Source organism: Streptomyces sp. NPDC022552 (genome assembly GCF_055561875.1).
Genome location: NZ_JBVHGJ010000001.1, coordinates 877,105 through 896,227, shown reverse-complemented (window position 1 = coordinate 896,227; position 19,123 = coordinate 877,105). Strand labels below are relative to the sequence as shown.

The window sequence follows — 19,123 nt, the reverse complement described above, 5'->3', positions numbered from 1 at the left end:
CGACCGCGACGATGCCGGGCGGCCGGCTGCGCCGCTGGCTGGGCAACGGTCTGGTCCAGGCGTTCCTGGCGGTGATCGGCCTGGTCTGGGTGACCCCGGTCGCCGGACTGCTGCTGTCATCGCTGCGCTCGGCGAGCGACAACGCGGCGAGCGGCTGGTGGACGGCGCTGACCGGCCCCGGGCAGCTGTCTCTGGAGAACTACACGGCTCTGCTGGGCAACGCGGGCATCACGCGCGCCTTCTGGAACACGGTGCTGATCTCGGTGCCGACGACCGTCCTGGTCGTCGTCGTCGCGGCGCTCGCCGGATACGCCTTCGCCTGGCTGGAGTTCCCCGGCCGGGACTGGATCTTCCTGGGCGTGGTGGCGCTGCTTGTGGTGCCGGTGCAGGTGGGTCTGCTGCCGGTGGCGAAGCTGTTCGGACAGCTGGGACTGTTCGGCACGATCCCGGGCGTGGTGCTCTTCCATGTCGCCTACGGGCTGCCGTTCGCCGTTTTCCTTCTGCGCAACTACTTCGCCGACATCCCGCGCGAGATGCTGGAGGCCGCTCGGATGGACGGCGGCGGCGAGTGGCGGATCCTGACGCAGCTGGTGCTGCCGGTGGGCCGCCCGGCGATCGCCAGCCTGGCGATCTTCCAGTTCCTCTGGGTCTGGAACGACATGCTGGTGGCGCTGCTCTTCGCCGACAGCTCCTCGCAGCCGCTGACCGTGGAACTCCAGTCCCAGGTGCGGCAGTTCGGCAGCAACATCGACGTCCTGGCGCCGGGTGCGTTCCTCTCCCTGATCGTGCCGGTGGTGGTCTTCTTCGCCTTCCAGCGTCACTTCGTGCAGGGGGTGATGGCGGGTTCGGTGAAGTGACGGTACGGGCGGGGCCTCACGCGTCGGCGTGGGGCCCCGTTCCGTCCGGTGGGAGCGTCAGGGCCCCTCGGTCTCGAACATGCGCAGCAGATCGGCGGCGACGCTCACGGCGATGGTCGCGGGCTCCTTGCCGGTGATGTCGGCCAGCCCGATCGGCGTCTTGATCCGATCGATGGTGGCCTCGGCGTGACCGCCCTCGGTGGCGAGGCGTTGGCGGAACCGCGCCCATTTGGCCGCCGATCCGATCAGTCCGACGGAGCCGAGATGGGGCGTCCGCAACGCGGCGTCGCACAGGGCGGCGTCCTCGGCGTGGTCATGGGTCATGACCAGGACGTGGGTGCCGTGCGGCAACTCCTCCAGGACGTCCTCGGGCAGGAGCGGCGTGTGGTGCACGTGCACCTGCGCCACGGCGTCCGCCAGCACGTCGAGCCGCTCCTTGGTGAGGACGTCCGAGCGGCTGTCGACCAGATGGAGGTCGAGGTCCTGACGTGCCAGGATGCGCGCCAGCTCCATCCCGACGTGCCCGAAGCCGAAGATCGCCACCGCCCGTACGACCGGCAGCGGTTCGAGCAGCACCGAGACCGTGCCGCCGCAGCACTGGACGCCGTGCCGGTTGGTCACCTTGTCGTTCAGTGCGAAATCGATCAGCTCGGGCTCCGGCTTGCTCGCGACGATCATCTCCCGGGCCCGATCGATCGCCACGGCCTCGACGTTGCCGCCACCGATCGACCCCCACGTCCCGGTCTGCCCCACGACGAGTTTCGCACCGGCGTCGCGGGGGGCGTGGCCCCGCACGGTCGCGACGGTCACGAGCACGCCGGCCTCCCGGCGTGCCCGCAACCGCGCGACCGCGGCGAACCACGTCATGTCAGGCACCGCTCAACGCTTCCGCGTCGGCCCGGACCTCGCCGTCGGCGTGCGCGACGGTGGCGGCTCCGTCGCCGGCGCGGCCGATGCGGGAGGCCTCGCCCTGACGGGCCGACTGGATCGCCCAGTACACCGCCTCCGGCGTCGCGGGCGACGCCAGCTCGACGCCGACCCCGCTCGGGCCGAACGCGGCGGCGGCCTGCCGGAGCGCCTCTCGCATCGAGAAGGCCAGCATCAGCGGAGGCTCCCCCACCGCCTTGGACCCGTACACCGCGCCCTCTTCGGTGGCGTTCCGCAGCAGCGTGACGTTGAACTCCTCGGGCATCTCCGAGAAGCTCGGCAGCTTGTACGTGCTCGCGGCCTGGGTCAGCAGCCGGCCGCGGTGGGGCCCGTCGGTGGCGTCCCAGCGCAGGTCCTCGAGCGTCAGCCAGCCCGCGCCCTGCACGAACCCGCCCTCGACCTGGCCGATGTCGATCATCGGGGAGAGGCTGTCGCCGACGTCGTGCACGATGTCCACCCGCCGGATGCGGTACGCCCCGGTGAAGCCGTCCACCTCCACCTCGGCCGCGGCGGCGCCGTAGGAGAAGTACTTGAACGGCGAGCCCCTGAACGCCTTGGCGTCCCAGTGCAGCCCCTCGGTCCGGTAGAAGCCTGCCGCCGACAGCTGAACCCGCTGGAAGTACGCGGTGCGCACCAGGTCGTCCCAGGCCAGCTCCTTGTCGCTGCCCAGCGTGCGGGCGACGCCCTCGCCGATGCGCACGTCCGAGGCGCTCGAACCCAGCTGCGTGGCGGCGACCTGGAGCAGCCGTTCACGCAGCTGCTCGCAGGCGTTCTTCACGGCCGCGCCGTTGAGATCGGCCCCCGCACTGGCGGCGGTGGCGGAGGTGTTGGGCACCTTGTCGGTACGCGTCGGGGCCAGCCGCACCTTGTGCAGCGGGATGCCCAGCGTGGTCGCTGCCACCTGCAGCATCTTGGTGTGCAGGCCCTGACCCATCTCGGTGCCGCCGTGGTTGATCAGGACCGAGCCGTCCTTGTAGATCAGCACCAGCGCTCCGCCCTGGTTGAAGGCGGTGAGGTTGAACGAGATGCCGAACTTGATCCCGGTGATCGCGAGTCCCCGCTTGGTGTGCGGGTGCGCGGCGTTGAACGCGGCGATCTCGCGCCTGCGTTCGTCGATGCCGCCGTTCTCCTTGACCTGTTCCCAGACGGCGGAGATCCGTTCGGGCTGGGTGACCGGCTGTCCGTACGGCGTGGACTGGCCCTGCTGGTAGAAGTTGCGTTCGCGCAGCTCCGTCGGATCCAGGCCGAGCAACGGCGCACACCGGCCCATGATGTCCTCGATCACCAGCATGCCCTGCGGCCCGCCGAAGCCGCGGAAGGCGGTGTTGGAGACCTTGTTGGTCCTGGCGATGCGGCCGGCGATACGTGCGTGGGGAATCCAGTACGTGTTGTCGATGTGGCACAGCGCGCGGGCCACCACCGGCTCGGACAGGTCCAGGCTCCAGCCGCCGTCGGCGGTCAGGGTGGCCTCCAGGGCCCGGATGCGGCCGTCGGCGTCGAAGCCGATCTTCCACGCGGCGTGGAACCCGTGCCGCTTGCCGGACATGGTCAGGTCCTGCGTCCGGTTGAGCCGTAGCCGGACGGGCCGGCCGGTCAGCTTGGCGCCGAGGGCGGCGACGGCCGCGAAGCCGTGCGGCTGCATCTCCTTGCCGCCGAAGCCGCCGCCCATCCGCAGACACTGCACGGTCACCTCGTGGCTGTGCAGCCCGAGCACGTGCGCGACGATCTCCTGGGTCTCGGACGGATGCTGGGTGCTGCTCTGGACGAACACCTGCTCGGCCTCGTCGACATGGGCCAGCGCCGCGTGCGTCTCGAGGTAGAAGTGTTCCTGGTCGGAGAAGCGGAACTCGCCGGAGAACACGTGCGTCGAGTCGGCGAACCCGGCGTCGACGTCACCGGTGACCATCACGGGCCGGGCACCGTGGAAGCTGTCGGCCGCGATCGCGTCCTCCAGGGTCACCACGGAAGGCAGTTCGTCGAGTTCCACCTCGACGGCCGCCGCACCGAGCCGGGCCGCCTCCAGGGTCTCGCCCAGCACCCAGGCGACAGCGTGGCCGTGGAACATGACCTCGTCGGGGAAGAGCGGCTCGTCGTGCTTCATCCCGGCGTCGTTGACGCCGGGCACGTCGGCACCGGTCAGCACGCGGACCACCCCGGGAACGGCGAGCGCGGGCTCGGTGCGCAGCGCCGTGATCCTGCCGTGGGCCTTCATGACCTGGACCGGATGGGCGTGCAGCACGTCCTTTGTACGGGCGACCAGGTCGTCCGTGTACAGAGCGGTGCCGGTGACGTGCTGGAAGGCGCTCTCGTGCGGCATGGAGACGCCGACGACGGGCTTCTCGGGGCGCTGGGAGAGATGACTCATGACGACACCGCCTCGGTGGTCTGTGCGTGCAGCTTCAGAAGGCTCTGGCCGAGCATCGCGGAGCGGTAGAGGGAGCTGGCCCGGTGATCGTCCATCGGTGTCCCCTCGCCGCGCAGCACGCGGGCCGCGGCCTCGACGGTCTCCGCCTCCCACGGCCTGCCCTCCAGGGCGGCCTCGGTGGCGAGCGCGCGGATCGGGGTGGCGGCGACGCCGCCCAGGCCGATGCGCGCCTTGCGGACGATCCCGTCCTCGACGTGGAGCGCGAAGGCGACCGCCACGCTGGAGATGTCGTCGAAGCGCCGCTTGGCGATCTTGTGGAAGGCCGTGACCGGTGACAGCGGCAGCGGGATCCGTACCGCACGGATCAGCTCACCGGGCCGGCGCACGCTCTGCCGATATCCGGTGAAGTACTCCGCCAGCGGGATCTCGCGCTCGCCGTCGGGGTCGGCGAGTACCACCGAGGCTTCGAGGGCGAGGAGCACCGGCGGGCTGTCACCGATGGGCGATCCGGTGCCCAGGTTGCCACCGAGGGTCGCGCCGTTGCGGATGAGGCGGGAAGCGAACTGCGGGAACAGCTCCGCGAGCAGCGGAACGTCGCCGTCCAGGCGGCGTTCGATCTCGGTGAGCGTCAGCGCCGCACCGATCTCGATGTGGTCGGATTCGACGCGCAGCGCCCGCAGTTCGGGCAGCCGGTCGACGGCCACCACGCAATCGGCCCGGCGGGAACGGATGTTGACCTCCACACCCCAGTCGGTGGAGCCGGCGACCACCACCGCGTCGGGCCGCTCGCGCAGCACCTGCAGCGTTTCGGCCAGGGTGCTCTTCCGCAGGAACACGCTGTCGCCCTGGGTGTACACGGTGGCGACCGGTGCGGGTGGGGCCTGCTCGCGACGCCGCGCCAGCGGGTCGTCATCGGTGGGCGTACCGACGGCGAAGGCGGCATCGCGGATCGGGCGGTACCCGGTGCAGCGGCACAGGTTCCCGCTCAGTGCGTGCAGATCGAAGCCGTTCGGACCGTGTTCACGGTCGGCGCCGTCGGCCGGGTCGGCGTGCGCGCAGCGGTCGGACCGGTAGTACTCGGCGGCCATGCTGCAAATGAACCCCGGTGTGCAGTATCCGCATTGGGAGCCGCCGCGGACCGCCATCTCCTCCTGCACCGGGTGCAGGGTGGGCGGCATGCCGGGTTCCCCCGCCGTGGCGAGCCCTTCGGAGGTGATGATCTCCTGACCGTCGAGTGCCGCGGCGGGGACGAGGCACGCGTTGACGGCCACCCAGTCGGTGGGCTTGTCCACACCGGGGCGGGCGACGAGGACCGAACAGGCGCCGCACTCACCCTCGGCACAGCCCTCCTTCGTACCGGTGAGGCCACGCTCGCGCAGAAGGTCCAGCGCCGTGGTGTGGGGTGCGGCCGGGGAGATCGGTGTTTCCGTCCCGTTGACCGTGATCCGCGCGGCCACCGCGTCGGGTCGTCGTTCCGATGCGCGATCGGTCGCTTCGATGTTCGCCAATTTCAGGCAGCTTTCTGTGTTCGGAGGCGCCACAGGAGAGGTGGGGGCGCAAGGCGGCACGTAACGGCGACGTGCCGGGAAGTGGTGAGGGAAACCCGAAAAGTGCCCACGAGAGGGGCACATCAGAAACGGCGTGCTAGCAGCCGTGCGCGATCCGGCCCGGAACCCAGACCGTACGGCGGGCGAGGCGACCGAGGTCAGAGACGGTGTACATCTGCCGGTCGCCTCCTTTCGCTGGTCGTGGGTCGGCTCTCACGCAAAGTAGTGGCCGGTGCCATCGAGGTCAAGGGGTCGGCCGGCACACGGCAGCCGGGGACCGGGTGTCATGGCGGTGGATTCTCCCGTGGGTGATCGGGCCTCGGCTCCATCTCGGCCACCATCTCCTCGAGCCGCGCGCAGACGCGTTTGATCTCCTCATGGGTGTTGTCGCGCTCGGTGATGACAGCCGCGAGAAGCAGAGCCGTCAGCGCCGTCGTGCCGTTGAAGGCCTGGAGGGTGACCATGGTGGCGAACACGTCCTCGCCGGCGAACGGGCCTCTGTCGTCGGCGGCGGCCAGAACCGCGAGCGTCGACACCGCGAGCGCGCACGGCGCCGCACCGTCCAGGCGAAATCGGAAGGCCGCCCAGATCAGGAACGGCGAGACGAGGAAGAGCAGGCTCGCATGGGCCGTGCGGGTCGCCAGGAGCGTGACGAAGACCGTGCCGAGTGCCAGCGCCACCGCCTCGAACCATCGGCCGGGCCCTGCCCGCGACGGCCACCGGGCCTTGCGCAACACGAACAGGAAGGGTGTGACGACGAGGATTCCCATCGCGTCGCCGGTCCACCACACAGACCAGGTCGGCCAGAAGTCGCCCTCGTCCAGCGCTCCGGAGAGGACCAGGACGCCGCTGCCGATGGTCGAACTGATCGACATCCCGGCGAGGGCGCCGAGGAAGACCAGGGACAGTACGTCCCGCAGCCGGTCGAGTTCGGTTCTGAACCCGACTCTGCGCAGCATCAGGCAGGCGCAGACCGGTGCCAGCGTGTTGCCCGCGGTGATGGCCAGCACGGCGAGCAACGACGGGCCGAGGAGGACATTGACCAGGAACGCGCCCAGCGCGATCCCCGGCCAGACGCGCAGCCCCAGCATGAACAGCGCCGCCAGCGCGACGCCGGTCGGCGGCCACAGGGGGGTGACCTGGTCACGCACCAACGCCACCTGCTGGCGGAGGCCGATCTGCGCGGCCCCGTAGTACACGGCGGCGACGGCGAGAATACGCAGCGCAGCCAGCCCGTGGCTCCTCATCTCCGCGCTGCGCACGACAGCAGTCTGCGCTGAGATCCCCACGCCTGCGACCCCAGCGACGCCTCCCCCGCCACCTGGGGCCCCATCGGTCAGAGGGGCCCCGGCGGCCCGTCGTAGCGGACGACCAGGACTGCGGCATCGTCGCGGTGTCCCGTCAGATCGGCCACTTTGACGATAGCGGAGGCGAGGATGTCCGGGTCGGCGTCGAACCCCGCGCGGACCAGCTTGGCCACCTCGGCCAGACCGGCCTCCATCGGGTAGTGCGGGCCCTCCACGACCCCGTCGGTGAGCAGCACGAGCATCCCCGCTTCGGTCAGCCGCCGGTGGGTGACCGGGTACTGCTCGCCCGCGACGATGCCGAGCGGCGGCCCCCCGCTGTCGAGCGCTATGCCGTAGCCACCTCCGGCCGTGGCCCAGACCATCGGAACATGGCCGGCCCTGGAGACCGTCAGATCGCGGGTGACCGGGTCGAAACGCAGGAAACAGCAGGTCGCGAAGAGGCCGCCCCCCATGGCGATCAGCAGGTCGTTGGCGCGGCCCAGCACCTCTCGGGTGTCGATCGTCTGCTGGGCGAGAGCGCGCAGACTCGTCCGCACCTGCCCCATGAAGGCGATCGCCTCGACGTCATGGCCCTGGACATCGCCGACGGTGAGCCCCAGTGAGCCGTCGTGCATGACGAAGGCGTCGTACCAGTCGCCGCCGACGTCCAGACCGTCCCGCGACGGCGAATATCTGGCGGCCAGATGCAGTCCGGGCAGCTCCGGCAGCGCGGGCGGGAGCATATGGCGCTGGAGCGCCACGGCCAGCTCGGCCCGGGCCCGCTGGTACTTGATCCGTTCCAGGGCCTGGTCGACGAGCTGTCCGAGGGCGACGAGAAGTTCCTGCGCCCCTTCGTGCGGCTCGGGACGGTGTCCACGCATCGCCCCTCCTCACTTCACCCTAGCCGCCGCTGCGATATGCCTCCACAGCGGCGAAACGGCAGGCCGGAGCCGACCGTCGCCGCAGCCCCGCTTCCTACGAGCGCCCCCTCCGCACGTGTTCGGCCGGACAGCTCCTGGGGCTCGGGACTCCCCGCCCGCCGACTGTTCCTGGTCAGCGGTCCCGGGTACGCAGCCGGCCTCGTCGAGCCACTGAGGTTCAGTCGATGACCGCGATGGCTTCGAGCTCGACCAAGTGCTCGGGTACGTCGAGTGCCGCGACGCCCAGCATCGAGGCCGGTGGGAGCGGTACGGCCCCCAGCTTCGCGGCCGCCCGGCTGATTCCCTCCATGAGCTGGGGCATCTTGTCCGGGGTCCAGTCGACGACGTAGAGGGTCAGTTTCGCAACGTCGTCGAAGGAGGCGCCGGCCTCGGCCAGGGCGGTGCCGACGTTGAGGTAGCACCGCTCGATCTGGGCGGCGAGGTCGCCTTCGCCGACCGTGACACCGTCGGCATCCCAGGCGACCTGTCCGGCGACGAAGACGAGCTTCGATCCGGTCGCGACCGACACCTGCCGGTAGGCGTCGATCTCGGGCAGTCCCTTGGGGTTGATCAGAGTTATGGCCATGCTCCATGCCTCCATTGCCGTGAGAGCCCGCGAGGCGGCTTCCCTCGAACCGCATCGCGCTCGCTCTCTTGTGGTTACTCAGGAACCGTAGGAGAGTGGCCGGTGACATGGAAGAACGCACTTTTCGGTGACTGGGGAACCCCATGGTGACCAAGCAGCTCAGCGGCACGGCCGACGAGGCGGACTTGCGGCGCGCGGACTCGTTGGGGCGGGAGATCTTCTCGGACGTCGCCAACAAATGGGCGCTCCTGATCATCGAGGCGCTGGGGGAGCGCACCTTGCGCTTCGGCGAGCTTCGGAACGAGGTCGAGGGCATCAGCCACAAGATGCTGACCCAGAACCTGCGCATGCTGGAGCGCAACGGTCTGGTCGAGCGGACGGTCCACCCCGTCGTACCGCCGCGGGTCGAGTACACCCTCACCGCGCCGGGCCAGGCCCTGCGCGTGACGATCGATGGACTCTGCGACTGGACCCACCGGTACTTCCGTGACATCGAGGCCTCCCGCCATCGCTTCGACGCCTGACGGGTGAAGGGCCCCCCGCACGCGAAGCCATCGGCCGGCCTCACCCGAACGGTTGGGTGGACCGCCACGGGCGACAAGGTGGAGATACGGCGGGCCGGACGCGGCTGAGGATCCTCAGCGGGAGGCGTAGCGGTTGGCGTGCGGGTCCGACGGAACCGGGTACCGTCTTTGTCATGTTCTTCCAGCGGCCGATTGACGAGTGAGGGCGTGATGGGCCGCTGCTGACGTGCTTCGACGTCGCCGCCCGTCCCCCACCGCCGAATCCGTAGATCACTTCACATCACCACCGGGAGAACCCGTGACCGACAGCAAGAACATCAACAACCCCGTGGGCCAGGGCGGCGGCCAGCGCAAGAGGCTGTCCCGCGCAGAGCGGCAGAACAACGGTCCGCACCGCAACCTCGACCGCCGGAGTGCGGCCGACCAGAAGGCGGAGCTGGTGCGCAAGATGCGCGAGAAGACCGCAGGAGCCGAGGGTGCCGGGCAGGCGGGCGGCGACACCGCACAGAGCTGACGCACCGCCGCCGCATCTCCCGGTCAGCCGCACCGCGCCCTCTTACCCCAGCGGGGTACACCTAGTTCGCGGCTTGGAGTGCACGCACGGGCGGAGGAGGTGGACGATGGGATGGCAGACACGGCACCGGCCATCGTCCGATCCGGCGGACAGCACTCTGAATCGGCGGCCGAAGGGAGCCTGAGGATGGGAGCCACCGAACCCTCTCAGAGCGACCCTGGAGCTTCGGATGTGGTCCCGTCCACGCCGGGTGGCTTGCTGGATGTGCTGAACGTGGCCGCTGTCCTCCTCGATGCCAAGGGCAGGATCGATCTGTGGAGTCCGCAGGCGAAGATCCTGTTCGGGTACACCGCAGAGGAGGCCCTGGGCCAGTACGCGGCTCACCTGCTGATCGACAAGGAGCACCGCAATGCGGTGCTGGCGCTGTTCGACCAGGTCATGCGGGACGGGGAGAGCTGGGCCGGGGTCTTTCCCGTCCGGCACAAGGACGGCAGCACGCGGCTGGTGGAGTTCCGCAACATGCGGCTGCAGGACGACCAGCGCGACTACTGGGCCCTGGGGCTGGCCACGGACCAGGCGACGCTGCGGCGGGTGGAACGGAACCTGGCCCTGTCCGCCCAGCTGGTGTCCCAGTCGCCGATCGGTATCGCCATGCTGGGCACCGACCTCCGCTACATTTCCGTGAATCCCGCGGAGGAACGGATGAACGGCGTGCCGGCCGCCGAGCATGTCGGCCGCCACGTCCACGAGGTGCTGCCGTTCCTCGACGAGTCCTTCGCGGGAGCCATGCGGGAGGTCCTGGCCACCGGGACGCCGATCCTGGACCAGTACACCGTCGGCCGCACCGCGGCCGACCCGGACAACGACCACGCCTGGTCGATCTCGTTCTACCGCCTCGAAGCCCCCAACGGAAAAGTGCTGGGCGTGGCAACCTCCAGCGTCGACGTCACCGACCGGCACCGCGCCGTGGAAGAACAACGCCACACCGCCCTCACCCTCCAGCGCAGCCTGCTGCCCCACCCCCCTCCACAGCGACCGGGTCTCGACATCGCCTTCCGCTATCGCCCCGCGCAGGCCACCATCGAGATCGGAGGCGACTGGTTCGATGTCATCCCCCTGAGCGGCGACAAGACAGCCCTCGTCGTCGGCGACGTGATGGGGAGCGGCGTCGCGGCCGCGGCGAGCATGGGACAGCTGCGCACCGCCACGAGGACTCTGGCCGACCTCGATCTGCCTCCCGCCCAGGTCCTGCACCACCTGGATCACATCACGGACGGCCTCGGCACCATCGCAACCTGCGTCTACGCCGTCTACGACCCCGGCGCCGCGCGATGCCAGATCTCCCTGGCCGGGCATCTGCCGCCCGTGCTGCTCCACCCGGACGGCACCCGCGAGCTGCTCGACCTGCCCACGGGCGCGCCTCTGGGCGGCTGCGGCATTCCCTTCGACACCACCGCCATCGACGTCGGGCCGGGCGATCAGCTCGTCCTGTACACCGACGGCCTCGTGGAAACCCGCGACCAGGCGATCGACGCACGCCTGGACGCTCTCCTCGACGTCCTCGACGACCCCCACCGATCGCTCGACGCCACCTGCGACCTGCTGTTGCGCACTCTGCGTGAGGAGGGTGACCACGACGACGTAGCCATCCTCATCGCCCGGGTCGGCCACGGTCCCACGAATGTCCGGGAGCGGTCACCCGCTCCTCGCTCGGACCTCTGATGCCGGAATTCGCAGGTCAGCGCACGCGTCCCCGTGCCTTCAGCGGTGTCGCGGGCAGTTCCGGGGCCGGGAGCGGTGCTCCGTCGTAGACCTTGACCTCGCCGAACCCGGTGCCGTTCGTCCACGCCTCGCACGCCTCTTCGATTGCTGCCGCGCACCCGTCGCGCGCGAACGCCACCTGGGCCCGCTACGAGGCGCCACGCTCCACCGCTCAGCGGATCCGAACTCCGTCTGAGCTCAGGCCGTCGGGGTTCGCAAAGCCACGGGCCTCACCCGGCGTGACCCAGTCCTACGTCGCAGCGTCTGCCTCGATCGCCCGCCGATACGCCACGTGGCCACCCAGCGCACCGGTCACGGCAACCGCGGCCAGGCCACCAAAGGACCACAGCACGCCCTTCGCCGGGCGGCCCCCGAGCCGCGCCGTCAAAGACATCGCATAGCACGCGACCGTGGCCACATTCCCCAGCGCATGAGCCAGGCCCACCCGAGCCTGCTCGGGTCGCAGATCCGCCCAGTCGACCCAGCCCGCGATCGCTGCCGGTCCCGCCCCCGCCAGGCCGACCGCCGTCAGCGTCGTCGCCGCGCGACGGGCTCCCGGCACGGTCGTGTCGAGAACGGCAGCGGAGAACCAGCAGCCGATCGGTACCTGCACCAGTACAGGATGAACCGGGTGGCCCAGCGGCCTCCCCCGCAGGAGCTCACGTGCCCTTTTCAGAGGAAGGGCGCGGATCTTGCGTTGAAGGGCACTGATGGCGGGGTCCGCCACCGTCGTCCGCTCCAGACGGTCCAGTATCGTGAGCCACAGGGATGACGTGGTATCGAGCACCGAACCGTGTCCGCCCGTCACAAAGGGTCCATGGCATGAGTGTTGGTCATGCCCCGACGCCTACCCGGCCTCGCTCCCCCGGTCGCGCCGACGGGGTCGACTACGCCCGAACAGCCCTGATACGGGACTCAGGTATGCGCAGTTCGACGCACTTGTCGTTCGCGCGGGCGGAAGCGGGCGGCTTGAGAACGCCACACTGCCACTGGCCCGCCCGGGCGGGCCAGTGGCAGTGCACGCGTCGCAGGCTTGCCGGAGTCGCGCCGTCGTGACGCAGTGGGCCGCGAGCGCGTCGCTATATTCGGCGCAGACGATGACGGGCCTCGGGCCTCGTTATGAAATCCCCACAACACCGCCCGGCTCACCTTCGCACAGCACACCGCACCGACGCCGGCCGGAACCCGTTGCCCGCAACCACGTATGTCTCATACGCGTCGAGAAGCAGCAGATCAGCGCACCCTTCCCCGCGGCTTCAGCGGGGTTGCGGGAAGCTCCGGGGAAGGAAGCGGAGCGCCGTCGTAGCCCTTGACCTCGCCGAACCTGGTTCCGTTCGTCCACGCCTCGCGCGCCTCTTCGATCTCCTGCTGCGAGCGGCCGATCCAGTTCCAGAACATGACGATCTCCTCCTCGAACGGCTCGCCGCCCAGGAGCATCAGGCCCGCGTCCGAGGTTGCGCGCAGGGGGAGTTCGGTGCGGCCGCAGCCGAGGTAGAGCATCGAGCCCGGGAGGACCGGGACGCCGTCGACGTGTGCCTCGCCCGACATCGCCAGGACCGCGTACTCGAAGTCCGGCTCCAGCGGGAGGCTCGTCTCCGTGCCCGCCGTCAGGGCGAGGTCCGCGCCGATCAGGGGGCTGTAGGTGGTACCGGGCGAGGCGGCGCCGTCGAGTTCGCCGAGGATCACCGTGGCCGTGAGGCCGGCGGCCGTGACCCGCGGGAGGTCCGCGTGGTGCTGGAAGTGCGGTTCGACGTGGCGGTGGGCGTCCGGGAGCGCCACCCAGAGCTGGGCGCCGTGGAGGAAGCGCGCGTGGGACCTGGGGCTCTCCTCGGAGTGGGAGATCGCCCGGCCCGAGGTCATCAGGCCCAGTTCGCGGGGGCGGATCGTCTCCAGGCTGCCCGTGCTGTCGCGGTGCAGGACCTCGCCCTCGTGGAGCCAGCTGACCGTCTGGAGCCCCATGTGCGGGTGCGGCGGGACCTGCATGCCGGGCTCGTCGGCGATGTCGTCGGGACCGTAGTGGTCGACGAAGGCCCACGCGCCCACCATGCGACGGCCGAGGTTGGGGAGCAGACGTCGGACCTCGGTCGACTCGCCGAGCTGGACGTGACGGGGACTGAGGAGTTCTCGGACCGGTTCGGCGACGACGAAGCCGCGGCCGCCGCAGACGGTGAGGGCGGCCTGACGATCAAGATTGCTCATGACACTCAACCTATTCCTGTCCGGGGACGAGGCGGGCGTGTCTCCACGCGGAAATAGTAGTGGAATGTTCAATCATGTCGGCGTGTTGACGACGCCAGTGCCACCCCACCGGGTGGCAGGGTAGGTACCTCACGAGGGAGCGCGAGTGAACGACACGTACTACGAGTTCGGCACGGCCGGCGAGCGCTGGGACCGTGCGCAGTTCTTCTTCGAGGCCAAGGAGTACCAGTCGGCGGCGCGCATCCTGCGCGGCCTCGTCGCCGAGCACCCCGAGCAGACCGCCCAGCGACTGCTGCTCGCCCGCGCCTACTACCACTCCGCCCAGCTCTCCCGCGCCGAGACCGAGCTCCGCGCCGTGCTCGACCATGACCCGGTCGAGCACTACGCCCGGCTCATGCTCGGCCGCACCCTGGAGCGGCAGGGCCGCCCCGCCGAGGCCGCCCCGCATCTCCGGCTCGCCGCCGCGATGGGCGGCGACCTGCCGGAGTAGACCCTTGAGCCGGTCCCGCGCGCCCCTTCGGTAGGGTCGTCGCGGGAGGTTCAGCCGTGCGTACGGGACGAGTGGGACAGAGCCGCATGCGAGCGGGAGGCGCCGTCGCGCACCTGCTGCTCGTCGTGGTGCTCGCCCTCGGCGTCTTCGTCATGCACGCGGTCGGCCACCCGGAGAGCGCCTCGGAGACGGGGACGGACGGCACGTCACATGCCTCCACCCCCGCGGGGACCGACGACATGCCGCACGTCCCCGCCCCCGTGCACCACACAGTGACGGAAACGCCGGCCGCTCCGTCGCACGACTCCGGTATGCCGATGGACATGACCACGCTCTGCGTGGCCGTCCTCGGCGTCTGGGCTCTCGCCCGGCTCGTCCTCGGCGCCCTCGGGCGCCGTCCCGACTGGCTGGTCCGGCTGCTCGGCCGGCTCGTCCGGGCTCTCGCCCCGAACGCCCCGCCGCCCATACCTCCCGACCTCGCTCAGCTGTCGATCCTGCGGATCTAGGCCGAATCGCCACCGCGGGCGCCTCGCGCTGCCCGTACACGCGCCCCTTCGACCATTCCCGCAGTACCCAGCACACGAGGTGTGACAGACATGCGTGCCTTCACCAACCCCACCGCCAGGAAGCTCGCGCTGACCGGCGCCGCCGCCGTCGCGAGCCTGCTGCTCTCCGCCTGCGGCTCCGCCACCGACTCCGCGGGCGACGCGGCGAGCGGGACGAATCCGGGCTCCGGGCCCTCGGTCTCCGGCTCCCCCGCGGCCGACGCGTTCAACGACGCGGACGTGGCGTTCGCCCAGGCGATGATCCCGCACCACCAGCAGGCCCTGGAGATGGCGAAGCTCGCCGACGGCCGGGCCGAGGACGCCGGCGTCAAGAAGATCGTCGCCGACGTCGAGAAGGCCCAGGATCCGGAGATCCGGACGATGAGGTCCTGGCTCAAGGCCTGGGGCAGGCCCGAGTCGGCGGGTCGCAGCGGTCACGGCGGCGGGCACGGCGCCGGCCACGCCATGGCCGGGATGATGTCCGAGCAGGACATGAAGGATCTGGAGTCCCTCCGGGGCAAGGCCTTCGACCGGAAGTTCGCCGAGCTGATGATCGCCCATCACGAGGGGGCGGTCGAGATGGCGAAGACCGAGCAGAAGGACGGGCGCGATGCCACGGCGAAGAAGCTCGCCGATGACGTCGTACGGACCCAGTCCGCCGAGATCACCGAGCTGAGGAAGATCCTCGACCGGCTCTGACCGCCCCGGTGCCGGGCGGCCCTCGTGTCCCGGGGGCCGCCCGCGCCCGGTCTCAGCCTTCCGTGCGCGCGTGGACGACCTCTCCGCCCACCACGACCGTCTCCGCCACCGTGCCCGGGATCTCCTCGGGGTCGATGCGCAGGATGTCGCGGGAGAGGACGACGAAGTCGGCGAGCTTGCCGACGGTCAGCGAACCCCGCTCGTCCTCAAGGAAGTTGGCGTAGGCGGACCCCATGGTGTAGCCCTCGACGGCGGTCGCGACATCGATCGTCTCCTCCGGCGTCCAGGGCTCTCCCCCGCCGCGCAGCGGGCGGCGGGTGACGGCGGTGTAGATACCGACCATGGGGTCCATCTCGGCCACGTTCCAGTCGCTGGAGAGGGCGAGGACGGCCCCGGCGGCGTGCAGGCTGCGCAGCGGCCAGGCCTTGTGCCAGCGGTCGGGGCCGATGTTCTCGGCCCAGTCCTGTCCCGGGCCCGCGATGTCGGGGGCGGCGTGGCGGGGCTGCATACAGGCGACGACGCCGAGTTCGGCGAAGCGCGGGGTGTCGTCCGGGTCGAGGCACTCGACGTGCACGATCTGGTGGCGGGCGTCGCGCGGCCCGTTGGCCCCACGGGCACGGGCGACGGCGTCGAGGACCGTACGGACGCCGCGGTCGCCGGTGGCGTGCACGAAGCACTGGAAGCCGCGCCCGTCGAGGCCGGTGAGCAGGTCGGCGAACTCTTCCGGCGGGTAGAAGGTGTCGCCGCGGTGGTGTCCGCACCCGGCGTACGGCTCCAGGAGCGCGGCCGTGCGGGGTTCGACCACGTCGTCGATGTAGAGCTTGAGCGGTCCGACGCGCAGCCGGTCGTCGGCGAACTTCCGGGCGGCGGCGGCGAATTCGTCCAGGTCGGTGTCGGTCGTGCCGCGCGGGTGGAAGAGCGCGGCAACGATCCGTGAGCGGAGCCGGCCCTCGGCGCGGGCGCGCTCGAAGAGGGCGAGGTCGTCCAGGGAGTTCTGCGGTTCGACGACGGTGGTGATGCCGTACGCGACGGCGTCGTCGAGGCTCTTGGCGAGCCTGCCGTACTGGCGGTCCGGCGAGGCCCACGGGACGCCGAGCTCACGCAGTGCGCGGTGGCCTTCGCGGGAGAGGCCCTTGATCGCGAAGTCCTTGACGAAACCGGTCGGTTCGCCCGTCTCGGGGTCGGTGACGGCGGTGCCGAACGGCAGGTCGGTGCGGTCGCGGGTGACGTCGAGCGCACGCAGGGCGGCGGTGTTGAGCCAGGCGGTGTGCACGTCGTAGCTGAGTACGAGGGCGGGGGTGTCGCCGGTGACGGGGTCGAGGTCGGCCGCGGTGGGCATGCGCCCACCGGGTATCGCCGAGTAGTCGAAGGCCTCGGCCTCGATCCAGCCGGCCTCGGGGTGCGCCGTGCGCCAGGTGGTGATCCGCTCGTGGATCGCGTCGAGGGTACGGGCTCCGGCGAGTTGGACGCAGGCGTCGTCGGAGCCGAGGCGTACGTGGTTGTGGGCGTCGATGAAGCCGGGCAGGACCAGCCGGCCACCCGCGTCGAGGACCGTGGTGCCGGGCCCGGTCCAGCGCGCGGCGTCGGCGTCCGCGCCGAGCCAGACGATGCGTCCGTCGCGTACGGCGAGCGCCTCGGCCTCGGGCAGATGGGGGTCGACGGTGTGGATGCGGGCCCCGGTGAGGACGAGGTCGGCGGGGGTTGCGCTGTTCATGCTGGTCGGACTCCAGTTCCTGACAAGGACGTTACGGCTGTACGGGGGTGGCGGTGCGGCGCGCGAGGAGGACGTACACGAGCGCGGAGACGAGGGCGCCGAGAAGGGTGAGGTCGGCGCCGCCGAGCGGGGCGACGAGGGGGCCGGTCCAGAGCTCGGAGTCGCAGGTGAGGGCGGCGAAGACCATGCCGGCGAGCAGGGCGGTCGTGCCGGCGGGGTTCCATCCGGAGCGGTACCAGTAGCGGCCGCGCTCGCCGGCGTGCAGGGCGTCGGAGTCGTACGTACAGCGACGCAGGACCATGTCGGCGAGGAAGACCCCGCCCCAGGGGGCGAAGACGATGATCAGGAGGGAGAGGAAGGCGAGCAGCGAGGTGGTGAAGTCGGTGAGGAAGAGGGCGCCGAGGGAGCCGAGGGCGGTGACGGCGGCGCTGATCACGATGGCGCGTGAGCGGCTCCAGGGGATGCCCAGGACCTGGAGGTTCAGGCTGGAGGAGTAGAGCGTGATGATCGAGTTGGTGACCGAGCCACCGAGGATCAGGGCGAGGAAGAGCGGCTGGAACCAGCCCGGGAGCAGCCCCTCGGCTCCGGCGACCGCGTCGGTCATGTCGGCCTGTGTCGCGGCGGCCACTCCGGCGACGCCGAGGGCCACGGAGGAGAGGAAGCCGCCGAGCCCGCCGCTCCAGGTGAGGGCCTTGAGCGAGGTGGTGCGCGGCAGGTAGCGGGTGTAGTCGGCGGGCATCGGGACGTACGAGAAGGGGCCCGCGAGCATGACGACGAACGCGAGGCTCCAGCCGGCGGCGCCGGGGCCCTGGGCCGGAGCGGCGGTGTCGGCGCCGGGCAGGACGAAGACGAGCAGGGCGGCGAACCCGAGCGCGAGGGCGTAGGCCATCCAACGCTCGGCGAACTGGACGGTGGCGTGGCCCCACAGGGCGACGGCGAAGGTCATCGTGAGGGTCACGAGCAGGGCTATCGCGCGTGCGGTGTGGCCGCCGAGACCCCAGCCGAGGTCGGCGAAGAGGGCTTCGAGGGCGAGAGTGCCGACGACCGTGTTGACGATGGTGTAGCCGATGCTGACGACCCAGTTGAGGAGTCCGGCGGGCCAGTTGCCGCGCACTCCGAAGGCCGCGCGGGAGATCACGAGGGTGGCGGTGCCGGTGCGGACGCCGCTGAGTCCGGCCGCGCTGATGGCGAAGAAGGAGAGGCCGCCGATCACCACGACGGCGGTCGCCTGCCAGAAGGAGAGGCCGAACGCGACGGCGAGGGCGCCGTTGATCACGTAGGTGAAGGTGAGGTTGGAGCCGAACCAGAGCCAGAACAGGTCCTTGGCGCCACCATGGCGCTCGGCGTCCGGAATGGGGTCGATGCCGTGGCCCTCGACCTGAAAGACCTCGTCGCGGCCGACGTCCGCCGTTCTCTCCTGGTGCAGCATGCCCACTCCCAGACTTTGAATGGTGTTCTAGAATTTAGAACAGCATTCAAGATGTGGGAGAGGTGACGGCCGCGTCAAGGCCTCCGGGACCTGCGGTTAAAGTCGTGACCTGGCGGGTGACGGGGATGGAGGCGGCACGGGTGGCAGGGGCAGCACGACGGCGCGACGGGCACATCGCCCAGGAGCGGATGCTCGAGGAGGCCATGGCGGCCATCGCCGAGAACGGTCTCGCGGCGCTCACCATGTCGGCCCTGGCCGAGCGGCTCGGCACGAGCGGCGGACACATCCTGTACTACTTCGGCAGCAAGGACCTGCTGCTGCTCGCCGCGCTGCGCTGGAGCGAGGCGGCCCTCACCGAGGAGCGCCGGGCGCTGCTCGGCCGGCGGCTGACGGCGGAGCGCAAGCTGGACCTGTTCCTGCGGCTCTATCTGCCACAGGGGCCGCGCGACCCGCGGTGGATGCTCTGGATCGAGCTCTGGGCGCGCACCCAGGGGAACGACACGCTGCGTGAGGCGCAGCAGGAGCTGGACCGGGGCTGGCAGGAGGATCTGGAGGCCCTGCTCGCCAAGGGTGTGGCGCAGTCCCGGTTCGCACCGATGGACGCGGCCGAGGTGACCGAGCGCGCCTCCGAACTCCTCGCGCTCCTCGACGGGCTGAGCACGCGCATGGTGCTCGGCCAGGAGTACGGCCCCGACCCGCGCCCGGCGATCGACGCGGCGCGGGCGGCGGCCGCGCGGCTGGTCCCGCGGCGCTGAGCGGA

At 70.6% G+C, this 19,123-nt stretch carries 18 protein-coding genes and 1 pseudogene; 8 read left to right on the top strand and 11 right to left on the bottom strand.

Annotated elements, in window-relative coordinates; translation table 11 throughout:
* The first annotated feature begins 11 nt into the window (after positions 1-11).
* Positions 12-857, top strand: coding sequence for a carbohydrate ABC transporter permease (locus ACZ3OF_RS04140; protein ID WP_467302845.1), 846 nt, complete (start codon positions 12-14; stop codon positions 855-857).
* Positions 858-914: 57 nt separating this feature from the next.
* Here the strand turns inward: ACZ3OF_RS04140 and xdhC are convergent, their stop codons facing one another.
* The 6 genes from xdhC to ACZ3OF_RS04110 all read right to left on the bottom strand — a co-directional run bounded on the left by xdhC (position 915) and on the right by ACZ3OF_RS04110 (position 8,488).
* Positions 915-1,724 carry a xanthine dehydrogenase accessory protein XdhC gene (gene xdhC, locus ACZ3OF_RS04135; protein WP_361666375.1) on the bottom strand — a complete coding sequence of 270 codons (810 nt, stop codon included), beginning with the start codon at positions 1,722-1,724 and terminating at the stop codon, positions 915-917.
* Between the two features lies 1 nt (position 1,725).
* Complete coding sequence (xdhB, locus tag ACZ3OF_RS04130; RefSeq protein ID WP_467302607.1) at positions 1,726-4,149, bottom strand: xanthine dehydrogenase molybdopterin binding subunit; 2,424 nt, start codon at positions 4,147-4,149, stop codon at positions 1,726-1,728.
* Complete coding sequence (locus ACZ3OF_RS04125) at positions 4,146-5,657, bottom strand: xanthine dehydrogenase small subunit (RefSeq protein WP_467302605.1); 1,512 nt, start codon at positions 5,655-5,657, stop codon at positions 4,146-4,148. The genes xdhB and ACZ3OF_RS04125 overlap by 4 nt, the downstream gene beginning before the upstream one ends.
* Before the next feature lie 323 nt (positions 5,658-5,980).
* Entirely contained in the window at positions 5,981-6,958 is a 978-nt protein-coding gene (locus ACZ3OF_RS04120; RefSeq protein WP_467302603.1) for an MASE1 domain-containing protein, read from the bottom strand.
* A 74-nt stretch (positions 6,959-7,032) separates the two neighbouring features.
* Positions 7,033-7,863 carry a PP2C family protein-serine/threonine phosphatase gene (locus ACZ3OF_RS04115; RefSeq protein WP_361666381.1) on the bottom strand — a complete coding sequence of 277 codons (831 nt, stop codon included), beginning with the start codon at positions 7,861-7,863 and terminating at the stop codon, positions 7,033-7,035.
* A gap of 217 nt (positions 7,864-8,080) precedes the next feature.
* Positions 8,081-8,488 (bottom strand): RidA family protein, encoded by a 408-nt coding sequence (locus tag ACZ3OF_RS04110; RefSeq protein WP_361666382.1) that lies wholly within the window; start codon positions 8,486-8,488, stop codon positions 8,081-8,083.
* 143 nt (positions 8,489-8,631) lie between these two features.
* Between ACZ3OF_RS04110 and ACZ3OF_RS04105 the strand changes: the two genes are divergently transcribed.
* From ACZ3OF_RS04105 to ACZ3OF_RS04095, 3 genes are all read left to right on the top strand, one after another.
* Positions 8,632-9,012 (top strand): winged helix-turn-helix transcriptional regulator, encoded by a 381-nt coding sequence (locus tag ACZ3OF_RS04105; RefSeq protein WP_361666384.1) that lies wholly within the window; start codon positions 8,632-8,634, stop codon positions 9,010-9,012.
* Positions 9,013-9,310: 298 nt separating this feature from the next.
* The gene (locus ACZ3OF_RS04100; RefSeq protein WP_467302601.1) at positions 9,311-9,526 is read left to right on the top strand and encodes a DUF6243 family protein; all 216 of its coding nucleotides are present in this window, start codon (positions 9,311-9,313) and stop codon (positions 9,524-9,526) included.
* A gap of 186 nt (positions 9,527-9,712) precedes the next feature.
* Entirely contained in the window at positions 9,713-11,248 is a 1,536-nt protein-coding gene (locus tag ACZ3OF_RS04095; protein WP_361666386.1) for a SpoIIE family protein phosphatase, read from the top strand.
* A gap of 16 nt (positions 11,249-11,264) precedes the next feature.
* On the opposite strand, the pseudogene ACZ3OF_RS04090 reads toward ACZ3OF_RS04095, so the two are convergent.
* The 3 genes and pseudogenes from ACZ3OF_RS04090 to ACZ3OF_RS04080 all read right to left on the bottom strand — a co-directional run.
* Positions 11,265-11,393, bottom strand: a pseudogene (locus tag ACZ3OF_RS04090) (pirin family protein); the annotation flags it as partial.
* 144 nt (positions 11,394-11,537) lie between these two features.
* The gene (locus tag ACZ3OF_RS04085) at positions 11,538-12,014 is read right to left on the bottom strand and encodes a DUF2231 domain-containing protein (protein ID WP_467302844.1); all 477 of its coding nucleotides are present in this window, start codon (positions 12,012-12,014) and stop codon (positions 11,538-11,540) included.
* A gap of 506 nt (positions 12,015-12,520) precedes the next feature.
* Positions 12,521-13,486, bottom strand: coding sequence for a pirin family protein (locus ACZ3OF_RS04080; RefSeq protein WP_467302598.1), 966 nt, complete (start codon positions 13,484-13,486; stop codon positions 12,521-12,523).
* A 145-nt stretch (positions 13,487-13,631) separates the two neighbouring features.
* Between ACZ3OF_RS04080 and ACZ3OF_RS04075 the strand changes: the two genes are divergently transcribed.
* The 3 genes from ACZ3OF_RS04075 (at position 13,632) to ACZ3OF_RS04065 (ending at position 15,220) form a co-directional block, all read left to right on the top strand.
* On the top strand, positions 13,632-13,976 hold the full coding sequence (locus tag ACZ3OF_RS04075; protein ID WP_361666390.1) for a tetratricopeptide repeat protein: 345 nt from the start codon (positions 13,632-13,634) through the stop codon (positions 13,974-13,976).
* Positions 13,977-14,062: 86 nt separating this feature from the next.
* Entirely contained in the window at positions 14,063-14,482 is a 420-nt protein-coding gene (locus ACZ3OF_RS04070; protein ID WP_467302596.1) for a DUF6153 family protein, read from the top strand.
* Positions 14,483-14,572: 90 nt separating this feature from the next.
* Positions 14,573-15,220: a DUF305 domain-containing protein gene (locus tag ACZ3OF_RS04065; RefSeq protein WP_361666393.1), complete on the top strand. Its 648-nt coding sequence runs from the start codon at positions 14,573-14,575 to the stop codon at positions 15,218-15,220.
* 52 nt (positions 15,221-15,272) lie between these two features.
* On the opposite strand, the gene ACZ3OF_RS04060 is transcribed toward ACZ3OF_RS04065, so the two are convergent.
* Both ACZ3OF_RS04060 and ACZ3OF_RS04055 read right to left on the bottom strand, forming a co-directional pair.
* Positions 15,273-16,934, bottom strand: coding sequence for an amidohydrolase (locus tag ACZ3OF_RS04060; RefSeq protein WP_467302594.1), 1,662 nt, complete (start codon positions 16,932-16,934; stop codon positions 15,273-15,275).
* Positions 16,935-16,965: 31 nt separating this feature from the next.
* A complete protein-coding gene (locus ACZ3OF_RS04055) occupies positions 16,966-18,363 on the bottom strand; it encodes a purine-cytosine permease family protein (RefSeq protein WP_361666397.1) in 1,398 nt (465 codons plus the stop codon).
* Between the two features lie 140 nt (positions 18,364-18,503).
* Between ACZ3OF_RS04055 and ACZ3OF_RS04050 the strand changes: the two genes are divergently transcribed.
* Positions 18,504-19,118: a TetR/AcrR family transcriptional regulator gene (locus ACZ3OF_RS04050; RefSeq protein ID WP_361666398.1), complete on the top strand. Its 615-nt coding sequence runs from the start codon at positions 18,504-18,506 to the stop codon at positions 19,116-19,118.
* Positions 19,119-19,123 lie beyond the last annotated feature (5 nt).